Origin of the sequence: Tepidiforma thermophila (assembly GCF_002563855.1) — a bacterium.
Taxonomy (GTDB): domain Bacteria; phylum Chloroflexota; class Dehalococcoidia; order Tepidiformales; family Tepidiformaceae; genus Tepidiforma; species Tepidiforma thermophila.
Genome location: NZ_PDJQ01000001.1, coordinates 730,716 through 746,416 on the forward strand (window position 1 = coordinate 730,716; position 15,701 = coordinate 746,416).

General features: G+C 70.5%; 10 protein-coding genes. 4 read left to right on the forward strand and 6 right to left on the reverse strand.

Annotation, left to right across the window (positions count from 1 at the left end; translation table 11 throughout):
- Positions 1–68 precede the first annotated feature (68 nt).
- Positions 69–641, forward strand: a complete 573-nt coding sequence (locus A9A59_RS03445; RefSeq protein ID WP_133117497.1) for a hypothetical protein — start codon at positions 69–71, stop codon at positions 639–641.
- A gap of 239 nt (positions 642–880) precedes the next feature.
- Here A9A59_RS03445 and A9A59_RS03450 read toward each other — a convergent pair whose 3' ends face one another.
- Complete coding sequence (locus A9A59_RS03450; RefSeq protein WP_133117498.1) at positions 881–5,389, reverse strand: GAF domain-containing protein; 4,509 nt, start codon at positions 5,387–5,389, stop codon at positions 881–883.
- 291 nt (positions 5,390–5,680) lie between these two features.
- On the opposite strand from A9A59_RS03450, the gene fabF reads away from it, so the two are divergent.
- A complete protein-coding gene (fabF, locus tag A9A59_RS03455) occupies positions 5,681–6,940 on the forward strand; it encodes a beta-ketoacyl-ACP synthase II (protein WP_098502948.1) in 1,260 nt (419 codons plus the stop codon).
- A gap of 99 nt (positions 6,941–7,039) precedes the next feature.
- Here the strand turns inward: fabF and A9A59_RS03460 are convergent, their stop codons facing one another.
- Together A9A59_RS03460 and A9A59_RS03465 are read right to left on the reverse strand one after the other, a co-directional pair.
- Positions 7,040–9,292 (reverse strand): heterodisulfide reductase-related iron-sulfur binding cluster, encoded by a 2,253-nt coding sequence (locus A9A59_RS03460; protein ID WP_098502949.1) that lies wholly within the window; start codon positions 9,290–9,292, stop codon positions 7,040–7,042.
- Between the two features lie 216 nt (positions 9,293–9,508).
- On the reverse strand, positions 9,509–11,095 hold the full coding sequence (locus tag A9A59_RS03465) for a class I adenylate-forming enzyme family protein (RefSeq protein ID WP_098502950.1): 1,587 nt from the start codon (positions 11,093–11,095) through the stop codon (positions 9,509–9,511).
- A 164-nt stretch (positions 11,096–11,259) separates the two neighbouring features.
- Here A9A59_RS03465 and A9A59_RS03470 point away from each other — a divergent pair, with 164 nt between their 5' ends.
- Both A9A59_RS03470 and A9A59_RS03475 read left to right on the forward strand, forming a co-directional pair.
- Entirely contained in the window at positions 11,260–11,832 is a 573-nt protein-coding gene (locus tag A9A59_RS03470) for a pyridoxamine 5'-phosphate oxidase family protein (protein ID WP_098502951.1), read from the forward strand.
- Positions 11,833–11,867: 35 nt separating this feature from the next.
- Positions 11,868–12,137: a YciI family protein gene (locus A9A59_RS03475; RefSeq protein ID WP_098502952.1), complete on the forward strand. Its 270-nt coding sequence runs from the start codon at positions 11,868–11,870 to the stop codon at positions 12,135–12,137.
- Here A9A59_RS03475 and A9A59_RS03480 read toward each other — a convergent pair.
- The 3 genes from A9A59_RS03480 to A9A59_RS03490 form a co-directional block, all read right to left on the reverse strand.
- Complete coding sequence (locus A9A59_RS03480) at positions 12,124–12,969, reverse strand: ABC transporter permease (protein ID WP_165772472.1); 846 nt, start codon at positions 12,967–12,969, stop codon at positions 12,124–12,126. The genes A9A59_RS03475 and A9A59_RS03480 overlap by 14 nt on opposite strands.
- Positions 12,966–13,904: an ABC transporter permease gene (locus A9A59_RS03485; protein WP_098502954.1), complete on the reverse strand. Its 939-nt coding sequence runs from the start codon at positions 13,902–13,904 to the stop codon at positions 12,966–12,968. Before A9A59_RS03485 ends, A9A59_RS03480 begins: the two co-directional genes overlap by 4 nt.
- Before the next feature lie 80 nt (positions 13,905–13,984).
- Complete coding sequence (locus tag A9A59_RS03490) at positions 13,985–15,616, reverse strand: ABC transporter substrate-binding protein (RefSeq protein ID WP_165772473.1); 1,632 nt, start codon at positions 15,614–15,616, stop codon at positions 13,985–13,987.
- Positions 15,617–15,701 lie beyond the last annotated feature (85 nt).

The following is a 15,701-nucleotide window of genomic DNA, read 5'->3' on the forward strand; positions in this document are numbered from 1 at the left end:
GCGGGCGGGCCGGTCCCCCGGGCCCGGGCAGGTTGAAAACGGTCGTACAGACAGGAATGGAGCAAACCATGACGAAAGTTCTCAAGGTGCTCGCTGGCGGATGGCTGGCTGCAGTCCTCGGCATCGCGCTCTTCGCGGCCTCCGGCGCCCTTGGTGGGCAGACGGTCTCCGCAGAGTCGCCGCCGAACCCGCCGGCCCGGTTTGTCGGGACGGTCACCGTCGATGGCCAGCCGGTTCCGGCCGGCACCGTCATCGAAGCGCGCATCGGCAACGCCGCCTGCGGCGTCACCCAGACGTTCACGCAGGGCGGGCAGGCCCGCTACGTCCTCGATGTCCCGGCGCTCGACCCGGGCGCGAACCCGAACTGCGGCGTCGACGGCGCGGTCGTCAGCTTCTACATCGGCGGCAAGAAGGCCGCGGAGTCCGGCACGTGGCGGAACTACCAGCTCAACGAGCTGAACCTGACCTACACGACGCCGACCCCGGCGCCGTCGCCCACGGCGACCCCGCGGCCGCCGTCCACCGGCGAAACGCTCGCCACCGATGGCGGCGCCTCGGCCAGCTGGCTCCTCGCCATCGCCGGCCTCGGCATTCTCGCCTTCGGCGTCAGCGGCCTCGCCGTCGCCCGGCGCGCCCGCTAGCCTTCACCCTCCGGGTGACCACCACGGGGCCCCGCACCAGCGGGGCCCCGTTCCATTTCCCCCGGCGCGAGCGCTCACCGCTCACGATGGTCCCTCCTCCCCCCTTGCTCCAGCTTGAAGCTTGACCCAACCGAGGCCGTCATCACGCCCGCTCCCCGCTCCCAGCTCCCCGCTCCCAGCTCCCCGCTCCCCGCTCCCAGCTCCCAGCTCCCCGCTCCCAGCTCCCTCCTCCCTCCTCCCTACCGCCTCCGCGGCCGCGCCCCCGCCGCCTCCAGCGCCCGGGCAAGCCGCTCCGCCGTAAACGGCTTCTGGATCAGCCCCGCAATCCGCCGCTTCACGTCCGTATCGATGTGCGCGTCCGCCGCATACCCGGTGCACACCACCACCGGCAGGTCCGGCCGGATGGCCGTCAGCGCCCGGAACGTCTCCGAGCCGGTCATCCCCGGCATCACCAGGTCGAGCAGCACCGCCGCGAACCGGTCCGGCCGTGCCCGCACAATCTCGACCGCCGTCGCGCCGCCCGGCGCCTCCACCACGTTGTAGCCCAGTTCACCGAGCGTCGCCGCCAGCGCCCGGCGCACCATCGGGTCGTCGTCCACCACCAGAACGAGGTTCCCCTCGCCTGCGCTAAAGACGTCGCCGGTGGCGTCGGCCCCGCCGGGCGCCAGCGGGAAGCTGAGGGTGAACGTCGTCCCGCGCCCGGGCTCGCTGTCGACCGTGATATCGCCGTGGTGCCCCTGCACGATGCCGTACGTAATCGCCATGCCGAGGCCCGTCCCCGAGCCCGGCGGCTTCGTCGTGTAAAACGGCTCGAAGATGCGCATCCGCACCTCGTCGGTCATCCCCGGGCCGGTGTCCGCAATTTCGACCCACGCCAGCGGGCCGGTCGCGCCCGCGCGGATCGCAATCCGCCCGCCCTCGGGCATCACATCGCGGGCGTTCAGCACGATGTTGGTCAGCGCCTGCTGCAGCTGCCCCGAATCGCCCTCGATGATCAGCGGCGTCTCCGGCAGCTCCACGTCCACCGCGATGCGCGAACTGATTGCCGGCGCCACCAGCTGCACCGTGTCCTCGATCACCGTCAGCAGGTCGACCCGCCCGAAGCGGACGAGCCCGCCGCGTGCGAACGACAGCAGCCGTCCCGTGAGGTCGGCCGCCTTGCGGGCCGCCTCCTCGATGAGCGCCACGTTCTCGCGCTCGTCGCTGTCGAGGTTGCGCGAGCGCTTCAGCAGGCCGGCGAACCCCAGAATCGTCGTCAGCAGGTTGTTGAAGTCGTGCGCCACTGCGCCGGCCATCGTCCCGAGCGATTCCATCTTCTGGCTCTGCATCAGCTGGGCCAGCAGCGCCTTCCGTTCCGACACATCGCGGGCGAGCACGAGCACCGCCTCGCGCCCGCCGTAGGCCACAAGCGAGGCGACCACCTCCACGTCGAGCGGCGAGCCGTCCCGCTTCCGGTAGCGCACGTCGGCGAGGTGCACCTCGCCGTCGGCGTGGATGCGCGCCATGAACGCGCCGAGCTCCGCCTCGTCTGCCATCGAAATATCGTCGAGGCGGAGCGACTGCAGCTCCCGCTGCGCATAGCCGAGCACGCGTGCCGCGAACGGGTTCGCATCGAGGATGCGCCGGCTGGCCGCATCGACCGTGAGGATCATCTCCTCCGCCTGCGCCACCAGCGAGCGGTACTTCAGCTCGCTCTCCGCCAGCGACTCCAGCGCCGAGGCCTTCTCCAGCGCCAGCGCGAGCGGCCCCGCCAGCGTCGCCAGCAGCTCGGCATCCTCGGCGCCGAACCGCCCGGTGCCCTCGCCCCAGAGCTCGACCAGGCCGCGTACCGCATCGTGCACCACGAGCGGCGCCCGGATGACCGAACAGAGGCCGGCCTCCAGCAGCGCCCGGTGTCCTGCGTGCAGCGGGGCCTCGTCGCGCGCGTCGGCCGCGAACTCCGGGGCGGCCCGGCCGGCCGATCCGGCGCCCCGCAGCCGGCCGACCGGCAGTTCGTCCGCGAAGGCCTCCGCCGGCAGCGCGATGCCGGCGTCCACGGCGAGGCGGCGGGCGACGGCCTGCCCGGGTTCGACCAGGAACACCGCCCCGAACGCCGCACCGAAGAGCGCCCGGCAATCCGCGAGGAACCGCTGGGCCACCCGCTCGGCCGTGCCGCCGGCGTTCAGCCGGGCCAGGATGCGCGTGGTCGCCTCGAGCCGCGCCGTCCGCCGGGCCTGCTCCTCGCGGCTGCGGAAGTGCCGGATGGCAAGCGCCAGCGGCTGCACCGCCTGGGCGAGCTGCTCCGCCTCGGCCCGGCCGAATCGGCCCGGCTGGCGCGCCCCGAGGGTTACCACCCCGCAGACGCTGTCGCCGTCGCGGACCGCCACCCGCATGCTCGAGCGGATGCCTGCCTCCAGCGCCGCCGCCGCGGTCGCCGTCAACCCCGGCGCAGCGGCCAGGTCGTCGAAGACGTGCACCACGGGGCCTGCCGGCGGCCACGCATCGAACACCTCCTCTGCCGTCAGCACATCGCCCGCGCGCCATCCGGCGCCCTCCGGGTCGGCCCCCGCGACCCGCACGCTGCTCCCTTCGACGACCCCGATCGCGCACTGGTCCGCGCCGTACATCGCCCGGAGCGCTCCCGCTACCTGCGCTGCCATCTCCTCGAGTCGGTCGTGCGCACCGAGCGCGCCCAGCAGGTCGAGCACGGCCCGTGCCCGCTGCGCCTGCTCGTGCGCCGAGGCGATGAGGTACGCCCGTTCGAGCACGGTGCCCAGCGTCGCCGCCAGCTCGCCGAACTGGGCCAGGTCCTCCCCGTCCCAGGCGCGCGGCGCCGCCGCTGCCACGGTGGCGATGCCCCGCACGGCTCCTGCCCCGTCCCGGATCGGCGCCCGCATGACGCTCCGCAGCCCGTGCTCCGCAAGCATCTGCGTGGCGCGGTCGAGCGCCCCGGCCCGGGCATCCTCCACCAGCACGGGGCCGCCCACGACCAGCCCCCGCCAGGCGTCCGGCTCCTCCCGCACCGCCCGCTCGAGTTCGGCCAGCTCCCCGGCCGAAAAGTGGTCGCTCGCGGCCGAGAGCCTCGGCTGACCCCCGGGGCCCGTGGTCAGGACCACCGCATGCGATGCGCCGAAGATCCGTCGCACCTCCCGCACGAACACGTCACCCGCGTCCCGCATCGAAGCCGCCGGCGTGAGTGCGAGCAGCACGCGCGTCTTCGCCTCCAGCAGCTCCGATTGCTCCGCCAGCCGCCCGAGCAGCCGGACCCGGTCGATCGCCACCGCCAGCGTCCGCGCCAGCTCCATCAGCCGCTCTTCATCGGCCCGGGTGTACCGGTGCGCGCGCCTGCTGCCCACCGTCACCAGTCCCACCGTCCCGTCGGTGAGCCGGAAGGGCACGCGCATCCCCGAGAGGAGCCCCCGTTCCCGCCCGATCGCCGTTCCCGGGTTGGGCGGCAGCGTCGCGAAAATATCCCCGGCGGGCTCGTCGCGGTGCGCCAGCGCCTCCCGGTAGGCGGCCACGTCGGCGTCGGTCAGCTCCGGCTGCAGGTCCGACGCGCGCATCACCGCCGAGCTCAGCCCGAGCAGCTCCCGGCGCCGCCGCTCGAGGTCGACGGTCCCGACCGCCACATGGTCGGCGCCGAAGTAGTCGCGCAGCCGCTCGGCAATCGCCTGGCAGGCCGGCCCCAGCTCCCGGGCCTCCCAGAGCGTTTCCAAAAGCTCCGCTGCAACGCTGAGCATCCCCGCATGCTGCTCGAGTGCCACGGCGTGCGCGACCGCCAGCTCCCCGCGCCGCAGCCGCTCAACCCCCAGCTCCACCACTCTCGCGACGCGCGCCAGGAAGCTGCGCTCCGTCGAGCACCAGGCCGACGGCTCCCGCCGCAGCGCCACCACCGCCAGCCCCAGCCCGCCCCAGCGGCGCGACCGCACCGCCGCCGCCAGCGACCCCATCCCCAGCGCCTCCCGCGCGAACGCTTCCGCCGGCATCAGGTCCGGCTCGTCGAGCGATTCCCGCACCCACGTCTCGCCCGGCCGTTCCTCGGTCAGCCGCCGATTCCGCCGGTCCGTTGCTGCGGCGATCGCCGCCTCCCACAGCCCCGGTGTGAGCATGCCGGCCGGCGCCGACCGCACCGTCCGCTCACCGCCAGGGCCGCCCTCAACCAGCACGAAGACCGCATCCGCCCCGGTGGCCGCACGCACACCCGCCGCGACGCCCTCCAGCAGGCTCGCCTCGTCCTCTGCCGCGGCGATCGTGGCCAGCAGGTCCGCTTCCGCTGCCCGGACCTCCCGCTCGAACTCCAGCCGTTCGAGCAGCAGCCGGGGCCGCAGCTCCGCCATCGCAGCGGCGGCCAGCTGCGCCAGCCTCCCGAGGTGCTCTCCCGAAAACGCGCCCGGCCTCAGGCTCCCGGCAAGCACGAACCCGACCGCCCTCCCGCGTTCGTCGGTGAGGGGAAGCCGAACTGTGCTGCGCACGCCCGCCGCAATCGCCGCCCGCTGGCCCGGCGTCGGGTTTGGCAGCTCCAGCGTATCTGCGATGACGGCCGCACCCTCCCGCTCTACCGCCTCCACGAAGGCGCGGTCGCTCCGCCGGTGGTCGAACGGCCAGCCCCCGGGCGAAAGCGGTCCCTCGAGCGGCCACCAGAACGCCCGCCTGCCGCGCCGGCTGACCGCCACGTACACGCAGTCGGCCCCGAGTTCGCGGGCTGCCGCCTCCGCAAAGCGGGCAGCGACCTCCTCGACCTCCCCGGTGTTGGCTGTTGCGCGCGTCATCCCGGGCAACGCCGTTGTTCCCGGCGCGCCCGCGGCCATCCCCGGGTCCGCCGGCAAATGCTCCCCCATCGTGGTCCCCCCGTCGCCGGCGCCCGCGCGGGGCCCCGGTGCCCTCAAACTCGAAAGGCGCCCGCATCGTACGTACAGGCGTTCCGTGCGCGGTATCAGGGAGTTCCCGGACATTCGCACTGCAACGAACTTTTTGGCCGGGTTCAATGGAAATCCGCGCCGCAACGCTCCCGACCCGGCGCAGCCCGTGCCCGAGAGCGCCGGCGGAGTACCATACGCACCATGAACGAAACGCTGCGCTCGCGAACCCGCGTCGTCGTCACCGGCCTCGGCGCCATCACGCCCGCCGGTCAGACCGTCGACGAGTTCTGGCAGAACCTCGTCGACGGCCGCTCGGGCATCGGCTACCTCACCATGGTCGACCCGACCGGCTACCCCTGTAAGTTCGCCGGCGAAGTCAAAGACTGGGACCCGACTCGCTACATCGAGCGCAAGGCCGCCCGCCGCATGGCCCGCTTCTCCCAGTTCATGGTCGCCGCCGCCGCACAGGCCATCGCCGACGCCGGCCTCGACCTCGACGCCGAAGACCGCGACCGCATCGCCGTCCTCGTCGGCAACGGCGGCGGCGGCTACCCCGATATCCAGGAGGCCGCCCGCACCCTCTTCGAGCGCGGCGGCATGCGCATCGACCCCCTCTACCTCGCCCGCTCGCTCGGCAACATGGCCGCGGCCCAGGTCTCCCTCCAGTTCGGCCTGCGCGGCTACAACGGCACCATCGTCACCGCCTGCGCCGCCGGCACCCAGGCCATCGGCGAGGCCGCCTGGCTCATCCGCACCGGCCGCGCCGAGATCGCCGTCACCGGCGGCTGCGAAGCCGGCATCTCCGAGCTCGGCCTCGCCGGCTTCTCCGTCATGCGCGCCCTCACCAGCTTCGACGGCCCGCCCGAGGAAGCCTCCCGCCCCTTCGATGCCACCCGCGACGGCTTCGTCCCCTGCGAAGGCGCCGGCGCGCTCATTCTCGAATCCGAAGCCCATGCCCGCGCCCGCGGCGCACGCATCTACGCCGAGATCGCCGGCTTCGGCTGCACCAACGATGCCTTCCACGTCGCCGCACCGCCCGACGACGGCGAGGGCGCTGCCCGCGCCATGGCCGAGGCCCTCCGCGACGCCGGCCTCTCCCCGGCTGACATCGACTACATCAACGCCCACGCCACCAGCACCCCCCTCGGCGATACCGCCGAAACCCGCGCCATCAAACGCGTCTTCGGCAAAGACGCCTACCGTGTCGCCATCAGCGCCACCAAGTCGCTCATCGGCCACGGCCTCGGCGCCAGCGGCGGCATGGAGACCGTCGCCACCATCAAGACCATCGAAACCGGCACCATCCACCCCACCATCAACCTCCACCACCCCGACCCCGACTGCGACCTCGACTACGTCCCCAACGTCGCCCGCAAGGCCGAAGTTCGCGCCGCCCTCAAAAACAGCTTCGGCTTCGGCGGCCAGAACAGCTCCCTCGCCATCGTCCGCTACGAACCGTAGCCGTCGCGGCGTCCCGCCTCGCGCAGCCCACCGCCAACACCACAGCGGCCCCGGGAAACGTCCCCGGGGCCGCTGACCGTTCGCTCCGGAAGGAGGCGGCTACACCACGCCCGGCGGCACCTCGACGTCGCCGTCGCGCAGCGGCCGTGCGGTCGGCCGTACCGCCACCTCGAGCAGCTCCGCGATATCGAAGGCCCGGATCGTCCGCTTCTCCTCGTCCGGCTGCACCGCCGGGATGCCGTCCTCGAACATCTGGATGCAGAACGGGCAGGCCGTCGCCACGATGTTCGCGCCCGTATTCGCGGCCTCCGCCGCGCGCAGGTGGTTCACCCGCGTGCCCGCTTCCTCCTGCCACATGTTCCCGCCGCCGGCTCCGCAGCAGAGCCCGCGCTCCCGCGACCGCGGCATCTCCACCAGCTTCGCGCCGGGGATCGCCTCGATGACCTGCCGCGGCGTGTCGTAGATGCCGTTCCCCCGGCCGAGATAGCAGCTGTCGTGCACCGTAATCGTCGCCCCGGTCCCCTCCTTCGGCTTCAGGTCGCCCTTCGCCAGCAGGAACTGGAGGAAGTCGGCGTGGTGGGTCACCTCCCACTTCCCGCCGAAATCCGGGTACTCGTTCCGGAACGTGTTGAAGCAGTGCGGGCAGCTCGTGATCACCCGCTTCACGCCCATCTCGTTCAGCGCATCGGCGTTCGCCTGCGCCATCGTCGCGAACAGGAACTCATTGCCGAGCCGCCGGGCCGGGTCGCCGTTGCAGGTCTCCGCCTGCCCCAGCACACCGAAGCTGACGCCGGCTTCCAGCAGCAGCTTCACCACCGCCTGCGTAATCGGGATGTTCCGCTCCACCAGCGCGCCCGAGCAGCCCACCCAGTAGAGGTACTCCTGCGAGCCGTCGTAGATCGGCACATCGATCCCCTGCGCCCGGAGCTGCTCGATCCACGTCTCCCGCGTCAGCTGCGTCCCGCGCCACGGGTGGCCGCGCTGCTCCAGGTTCTGGAGCGCCGCCTGGGCCGTGGCCGGCACCCGGGCCTGCTCCATCACCAGGTACCGCCGCATCTCCACAATCGGCGGCACGTGCTCCACCAGCACCGGGCACTCCTGCATGCACGCCCCGCAGGTGCGGCAGGCCCAGAGCGTCTCATCCTTGATGTACCCGCCCACCAGCGGCTCCAGCTCCTCCTCCGGGTTCTTCCCCTTCAGGATGAGCGGGCCCGCGTGGTTCATGTACGTCTTGATGTCCTGGATGAGCGCCATCGGCGACAGCGGCTGCCCCGCCGTATACGCCGGGCACACCTCCGTGCACCGCCCGCAGCGCACGCACGTGTCGGCATCGAACAGGGTCTTCCACGTGAAGTCCTGCAGCCGGCCTGCGCCGAGCCCCGCGCCCTCCTCGATCAGCTTCTCGATGTCGCCCATCGGCTCGAGGTAGAGCGGCGTGGTCGGCCGCTTGAAGAACGCGTTCACCGGCGCCAGCGCAATGTGCCGGAACTTCGTCAGCGCCATCAGCGTCAGCAGCACAAACGCTCCGACGACGTGGAACCACCACCAGCCCACATGGAAATTGAGCAGCGTATCGGGCGAAATCCCGCCCACCGCCTTCGCCACCACGTAGCCCGCCGGCGACCACTTCGACCACGACTCGTTCCCCGCCGGGATTTCGTCCGCCGCCAGCCGCAGCCCTTCGACCACGATCCCGCTGAACAGCACAACGCCCAGCAGGCCGACGATGATCGCGTCCTCCGTCCCGCGGCGGTCCCAGTTCAGCTTGTCGGGCGGCGAGATGTACCGCCGGTACACCGCCATGCCGATGCCGATGAGCCCGATCACGCCGAACACGTCGCCCACGAGCGAATACACGAGGTATGTCGGGCCCGTCAGGAACAGGTGCTCCCGGTCCGACCCGAAGATGACCGGCAGGTAGTCATCCAGCGCCAGCAGGATGGTGACGATCGTCAGCACCACGAAGCTGGAGTAGATGAAACCGTGCATCACGCCCGCGTACCGATCGTTCTTCACCCGGCTCGTCCCGGCGCCCAGCGTCAGCATGTTCGTAATCCGCGCGCTCAGGCTCTGGTTCACTCGGTGCGGTTTCCCCAGCCGCCAAACGCGCAGCCGCTGCAGCAGCGCCCCGAAAATCACCGCCATCGATATGGCGAAGATGAAGTACATCAGCCAGGGCGTCTTGATGTTGAAGAACACCTCGCGCGAGGCGTCCCTGGTGTGAACCGCCGTCTCGAAGGCCGAAATCGCCGCCAGGATCGCCACCGGGACGACGATGCCGCCCCAGCTGCCGCGCAGCCGCGTGCCCTTCCGGCGCTCTCCCCCGTTGCCGGTCATCGAACCTTGCTTCATGTCACGCGTTCCCGTTCCAGGTTTCGAAGCGGTGCGCGCCGGCAGGCCCCGCGCGCACGATGTAGCCGCATCCTACCCGAGCCTCCCCTTCGGTGCGAACCCTGTTCATCCCGCCCGAACGGTGCCCCGCGTGTCCCGGCTTACGCCGCCCCGGCACGACGGCGCCCCGGCCTTCCGACCGGGGCGCAATTCCAGGCGTGTCCCTTGAGTCCGCCGCTACGACTTTGTCGGCAGCTCGTTCGTTGGCGTCCCGTACAGCTTCCGCAGGTCCGTCTTCAACACCTTGCCCATCACGTTCCGCGGCAGCTCATCCACCACGGCCACATACTGCGGGGCTTTGAACGACGCCAGCCGCGATTTCGCGTATTGCGTAATCTCCTCCGGCGTGATCGTCGCGCCCGGCTTCAGCACCACGATCGCCTTCACCACCTCGCCCCACTCGACATCCGGCACACCGATGACGGCCGCCTCCTCGATCGCCGGGTGCTCCTCGAGCACGTTCTCGATCTCGCCGGGCGAGATGTTCTCGCCGCCGCGGATAATCAGGTCCTTCTTCCGGCCCGTGATGTACAGGTAGCCGCCCTCGTCGAGTTTGCCCACGTCGCCGGTGTGCAGCCACCCATCGATGATCGCCGAGCTCGTCGCATCCTCCTGCTTGTAGTACCCCTTCATTACACGGTCCGAGCGGACGCAGATTTCGCCCTCCTCGCCGGGCGGCAGCGGGCGGTTCCGCTCGTCCATGATGGCGAGCTCCACGTCCGGCATCGGCTTGCCCACCGAGCGCAGCCGCTGCTCCTTGATCTCCGTGTCCGTGCTGAGGTCGTGGTCCTCCGGCCCGAGGAACGTCAGCGTCGCGGTCGATTCCGTCTGGCCGTAGGCATTGATCAGACCAATCCCCTTCGGCGGGAAGATATCGCACGCCTTCCGCACCACCTCGTACGGCATCGGCGCCGCCCCGTAGGTGATCTGCTTCAGCGACGAGATGTCGTATTTGTCGAAGTCCGGCACCTCCATAATCCGCTTCAGCATCGTCGGCACCACGAAGGCGTGCGTGATGCCTTCCTGCTGCACCGCCTGCAGCCACAGCTCCGGCGAGAACTGCGGCAGGATCACCAGCGTCCGCCCCATCCAGACGCCGAGGATCATCGTCGTCGCCCCGGCCACGTGGAAGAACGGCGCCGAAACGAGCAGCTTCTCGTGCGTCTCCAGGTCGGCCGGCGGCTGGTTCGTCGCATACGCCGTCATATCAAGGAACGAGAGCTGCACGCCCTTCGGCTGCGCCGTCGTCCCCGAAGTAAAGATGATGAGCGTCGCATCCTTGTCGTCGATCTCGGTCCAGACCTCGTCCTCCGCGCCGCTCTCCAGCAGCTCCTCGTAGCGGAGGTACCCCTCGGCCGCGCCGCCGAGACTCACATAATGCTGCACCGTCGTCAGCGTCGGCCGGATCCGCTCCACCAGCTCCCGGTACCGGTCCGAAACGAGCAGCACCTTCGTCTCGCTCACGTTCACCATGTAGGTGAGCTCCTCATCCTTCGCCCGGTAGTTGAGCGGCACGAAGGTCGCGCCCAGCATCGCCGACGCGTAGTAGCTGATCACGAAGTCCGCGCTGTTGACCGCCATGATCGCCACGTGGTCGCCTTTCTCGACCCCGAGGCCCTGGAACGCGTTCGCCAGCTTGCACACCTGCCGGTACATCTCCGCGTAGGTGAGCCGCTTCCCGCCCCCGTTGCCGTCGAAATCGACCAGCGCCTCCCGGTCGGGGACGACCGACGACGTGATCTGCAAGAACTCAATCGTGTTCATTCAGACTCCCGGTGAAAAACGTAGGGACACCCTTGTGGCCGCCGATTCTACCCGAACCTGCCATCCCGGGCGAACCGGCGGCCGCTCGCCCCGTCCCCCGCGCGTTTCCCCGCCCTTGACAGCCCCGGCCGGCTTCTGCACCATCCCGCCAGCATTCTGGCCGTATGGCCAAACTGCCAGGGGAGCCGACCATGTCCGCCGATGCCGGGTCCACCCCAACCTCCCGCCCCGCCTGGTGGAGCCGCCAGTACATCGAACCGTTCACCCTCGACGACGACGAACTCTGGCGCATCGTCCGCGAATCCACCCGCGCCGCCGTCGCCTGGGTCACCAAATCCTGCGAACCCGTCGTCGCCCAGATGTCCTGCTGCTGGTACGACGGCCACATCTGGATCACCTCCACCCCCAACCGCGACAAATACCGCGCGCTGCGCCGCAACCCCGCCATCTCCCTCTCCATCTTCGACCCCAACGACTGGTTCAAGCAGGTCACCATCCGCGGCCGCGTCACCTTTTTCGACGACCGCGACTCCGTCCGCCGCTTCATCCACGAACTGATCACCGCCGGGGGCCGCCGCACCGTCCCGCCCGATGTCTACCAGCGCGAATTCGAACGCTTCGATAGCCCCGAGCGCGCCGTCATGCGTGTCGATATCGAACGGATCCGCAGCTACGACGGCCGAAAGATGTGGAAAACCGAAGTCGAAGGGCTCGACCCCTGGAGCGCTGACGCGTAGCCGAGGCCCCGGGCGGACGCTAGCATGTGCCCGCCATGTTCCACGTCCTCTTCTATGACTACGTCCCCGATATCCTCGAGCGGCGCGAGCCCCACCGCCCGACCCACCTCGCGCTCGCCCGCGAGTACCACGAGGCCGGCCGCCTCCGCCTCGCCGGCGCCGTTGGTGAGCCGGTCCACGGGGCCATGCTCGTCTTCACCGACCCCGAGTCCGCCGCCGAGTTCGTCCTGCGCGACCCTTACGTCCTGAACGGTCTCGTCACCGCCCACCGCATCGAACCCTGGCACGTCGTCATCGGCCTTTGAGGCCCGCACTCCCGCGCCCGCTGAACGCATCCTGCAGGGCATCGACCAGCAGGTTCAGGCTCAGGACAATGCAGCTCAGCGCCGCTGCCGGGCCGAGCAGGTACACCGGGCTCTCGCGCAGGTACTGGCGCGACGCATTGATCATGCCACCGAGAGACGGCGCCGGCGCCTGCACCCCCAGCCCGAGAAAGCTGAGCGCCGACTCGATGAAGAGCGCCACCGCCAGCATCAGTGCGAGGTGCGTCAGGAGCGGGTCCCACGCGTTCCGCGCCACGTGGTTCAGCCCAATCCTCAGCCGGCTCGCCCCCAGTGCCTGCGCCGCCAGCACGTACTCCCGCGTCATCTCCGACCGCGCCTGGGCCCGCGCGAGCCGCGCGAACGACGGGATGACGAAGAGAAAGAGTGTCACGCCCACGCCCCAGCGGCCCGGCCCGGTGATCGCCAGCACTGCCAGCGCGATGAGCAGCCCCGGGAACGCCAGCCACGCATCGATGACCCGCATCAGCAGCCCGTCAACCAGCCGCCCGAGCACCCCCGCCGCCAGGCCCAGCGCCGTGCCGGCGATCGCCCCCGGGACGACAGCGAGCAGGATCGTCACCAGCGACGACCGCAACCCCGCGAACGTCCGCGCGGCCACATCGCGCCGCAGTTCGTCCGTGCCGAACGGGTGCGTCCACCCCGGACCCAGCAGCCGGCCGTCTGCTGTCTGCGCCACCGGGTCCGGCAGCAGAACCGCCGCCAGCGCCGTCGCCCCCGCGAGCATCACCAAAAGAACTCCCGCTGCCAGCACCCGCCGATCGCGGCGCAGCGCTCTCGCTGCTCGCCCGCTCACTGCCGCAGCCTCGGGTCGGCGAGCGCCGCCGCCAGGTCGGCCGCCAGGTTCACGAGGACATACGCCGCAGCAAACACAACAACCACCCCCTGCACGAGTGGGATATCCCGCTGGCGCACGGCGGTCACCGCGAGGTAGCCGATCCCCGGCCGGGTGAACACCTGCTCGATGACCAGCGCCCCGGTCAGCAGATTCCCCACCTGCAGCGCCGCCACCGTCAGGACGGGCACCAGCGCCGGCCGCAGGCAGTGCCGCACCAGGATCCTCGGCTCCGGCAGCCCCCGCGCCCGCGCCGCCCGGATGTACTCCTGCTGGAGCACGGCCGCAACGCTCCCGCGCGTGAACCGGGCCAGTACCGCGCCCATCGAAAGCGCCAGGGTCCCTGCAGGGAGCACCAGCGTCCGCAGCCCGCCGATCGGGTCGCTCAGCACCGGCACCCGGCCCGAAGCCGGCAACCACCCCAGCTCAATCGCAAAAACCCAGAGCAGCACCGTCGCCACCACAAAACCGGGCACCGAAAGCGCCAGCGACACCGCCGCCGAAACCCAGCCGTCCAGCCGCCCGCCCGCTGCGGCCTGGAGCGTCCCGAGCCCGATCCCGACCGTGATCCCCGCGGCAGCTGCAGCCGCTGCCAGCTCTACGGTCGGCCCGAGCGCCCCGCGGATTAGCTCCCGCACCGGCATCCCCCGCGAGAGCGACGTCCCCAGGTCGCCCCGGAGCAGCCCCGCGAGCCAATCGCCGTACCGCACCAGGAGCGGCCGGTCGAGCCCCAGCTCTTGCCGGATCTCCGCCACCCGCTGGGGAGTCGCATCCTCGCCGGCCAGCAGCTCGGCCGGATCGCCGGGCACCAGCTCCAGCGTTACGAAGACCAGCAGCGTCGCCAGCACCAGCAGCGGAATGCTCGCCAGCAGCCGCCGGATGACGAAAACCGCCATCGTGCACCTCCCTCGCTGGAAGGCCGCGCGGGGAGAGAGGGGGGAGGAGACCCGCGCGGCCCCCAGCACCGCTGGCCAGGCTAGGCCTTCAGCCAGATGCGCCCGAAGTTGGGTGCCTGGAGCGGCACGATGAAGTACTCGTCGAACCCCTGCGCCCGGTCGGAGACCACATCGAGCGCGCCCGATGGCTCCAGCACCGCGATCCAGGGGTCCTCAACCCACAACCGGTTAAACCGGCGGTACAGCTCCTTCGCCTCCTCGCCCAGCGGGTCCACCGTCCCGATCTTCGCGAGGATCTCCTTCAGTTCCGGGCTCTCCTGGTACGCCTGGTTCGGAATCGCGATGTTGAAGTTGTTCAGCAGCGCCGAGGCTGGCGCCGGGTCGGAGAAGTTCATCCCGGCCACGTAGAAGTCGCCGTACTGCCGCTGCCGAAGTGTATTGATGAAGACTGCCGTCTCCGTCAGCTTCGGCGCGGTCTTGATGCCGATCGCTTCCAGGTTCTCCTTCACGATCAGCACGCTCGCCTCACTGCGCTGGGTGTACGGGATCTCCAGCGGCCGGTCCTGGCTGAAGCCAGCCTGCTGCAGCAGCGACTTCGCCTTCGCCGGGTCGTAGTACGGCTTATCCAGCTCGGGGTCGTACGCCGGCGAGTACTCCGGCCAGATCTGCGCTGTCGCCGGGTAGAACCCTTCGCCGACCTCCTTCGCAATCCGTTCCCGGTCGATCGCCCAGAAGATGGCCTGCCGCACCCGCCGGTCCGCCAGCATCGGGTTCTTCACCACCATGCCCAGGAACAGCCCGCCGATCCGCGGCGCCTTTCGCACGCGATCGCGGAACCGCCGCGCATCCGCACCCGGGAGCCGGAACGCCACGTCCAGCTCCTTGGCCTCGAACGCTGTCGCAACCGCCGTCTCGTCGGTGAAGATCCGCGCCTCGACCCGGTCGAGGTACGGCCCGCCTTCCTGCGCCGAGAGGTGCCAGTTCCGGTTCGGCACGAACGAGATGCCAACGCCCGGCGTGTACTTCTCCAGCATGTACGGGCCGGTCCCGTTCAGCGCTTCGCCCGCCAGCATCTTCGGCAGCGACGCCTCCCGGTGGATGTTCAGGGTGGCGAAGTACCCCGTCATGTCCCACCGTGGCCGGTCGAACGTGAACTCCATCGTCCGGTCGTCCACCTTCTTCCGCCCGGTGATCGACTTCGCCAGCTGGCTCGGTGTGCCGCTTACCGTCACGCCGTACGCCTTCGGATTCACCGAAAAGTCGATGCTGAAGAACACGTCTTCCGGCGTCAGCGGCGCCCCATCGTGGAACGTCACTCCCGGCTTCAGCCGTACCGTCAGCTTCGTCCGGTCGGCCGAGTACTCGAACTGGTCCACGAGCAGGAGCTCGGGATTCCGGACATCCTTCCGGTATCGGATGAGCGGCTCGTGCACCAGCCACGGCAGGATCCGGTTCGGTGGCGCCACCACGAACGGGTAGCCCGCGTTCAGCTGCAGGTCCCCCGTCTGGTTCATCCGCAGCGTGCCGCCCTTGCGCGGCGCCTGGGTGGTGGTTGCGGGCGCCGTGGCGCCCCCGGTCCCGGCGGTTGGCGGCGTCGACCCGCTCTCGTCATCGTCATCGCCGCAGCCGACTGCCCCGAAGGCAGCCGCCCCGGCCATCGCAGCCCCCGCACCGGCAAGGAGCCGGCGCCGCGTCAGTACGCGAGAAGTCAAAGTGTCGCGTTCCATCCTGAGCAAGCTCTCCTGTCCCCGGCCGCCCTCCGCGGGCGGCCGGCGTCGTTGTGTGGTTCTGTGGTGC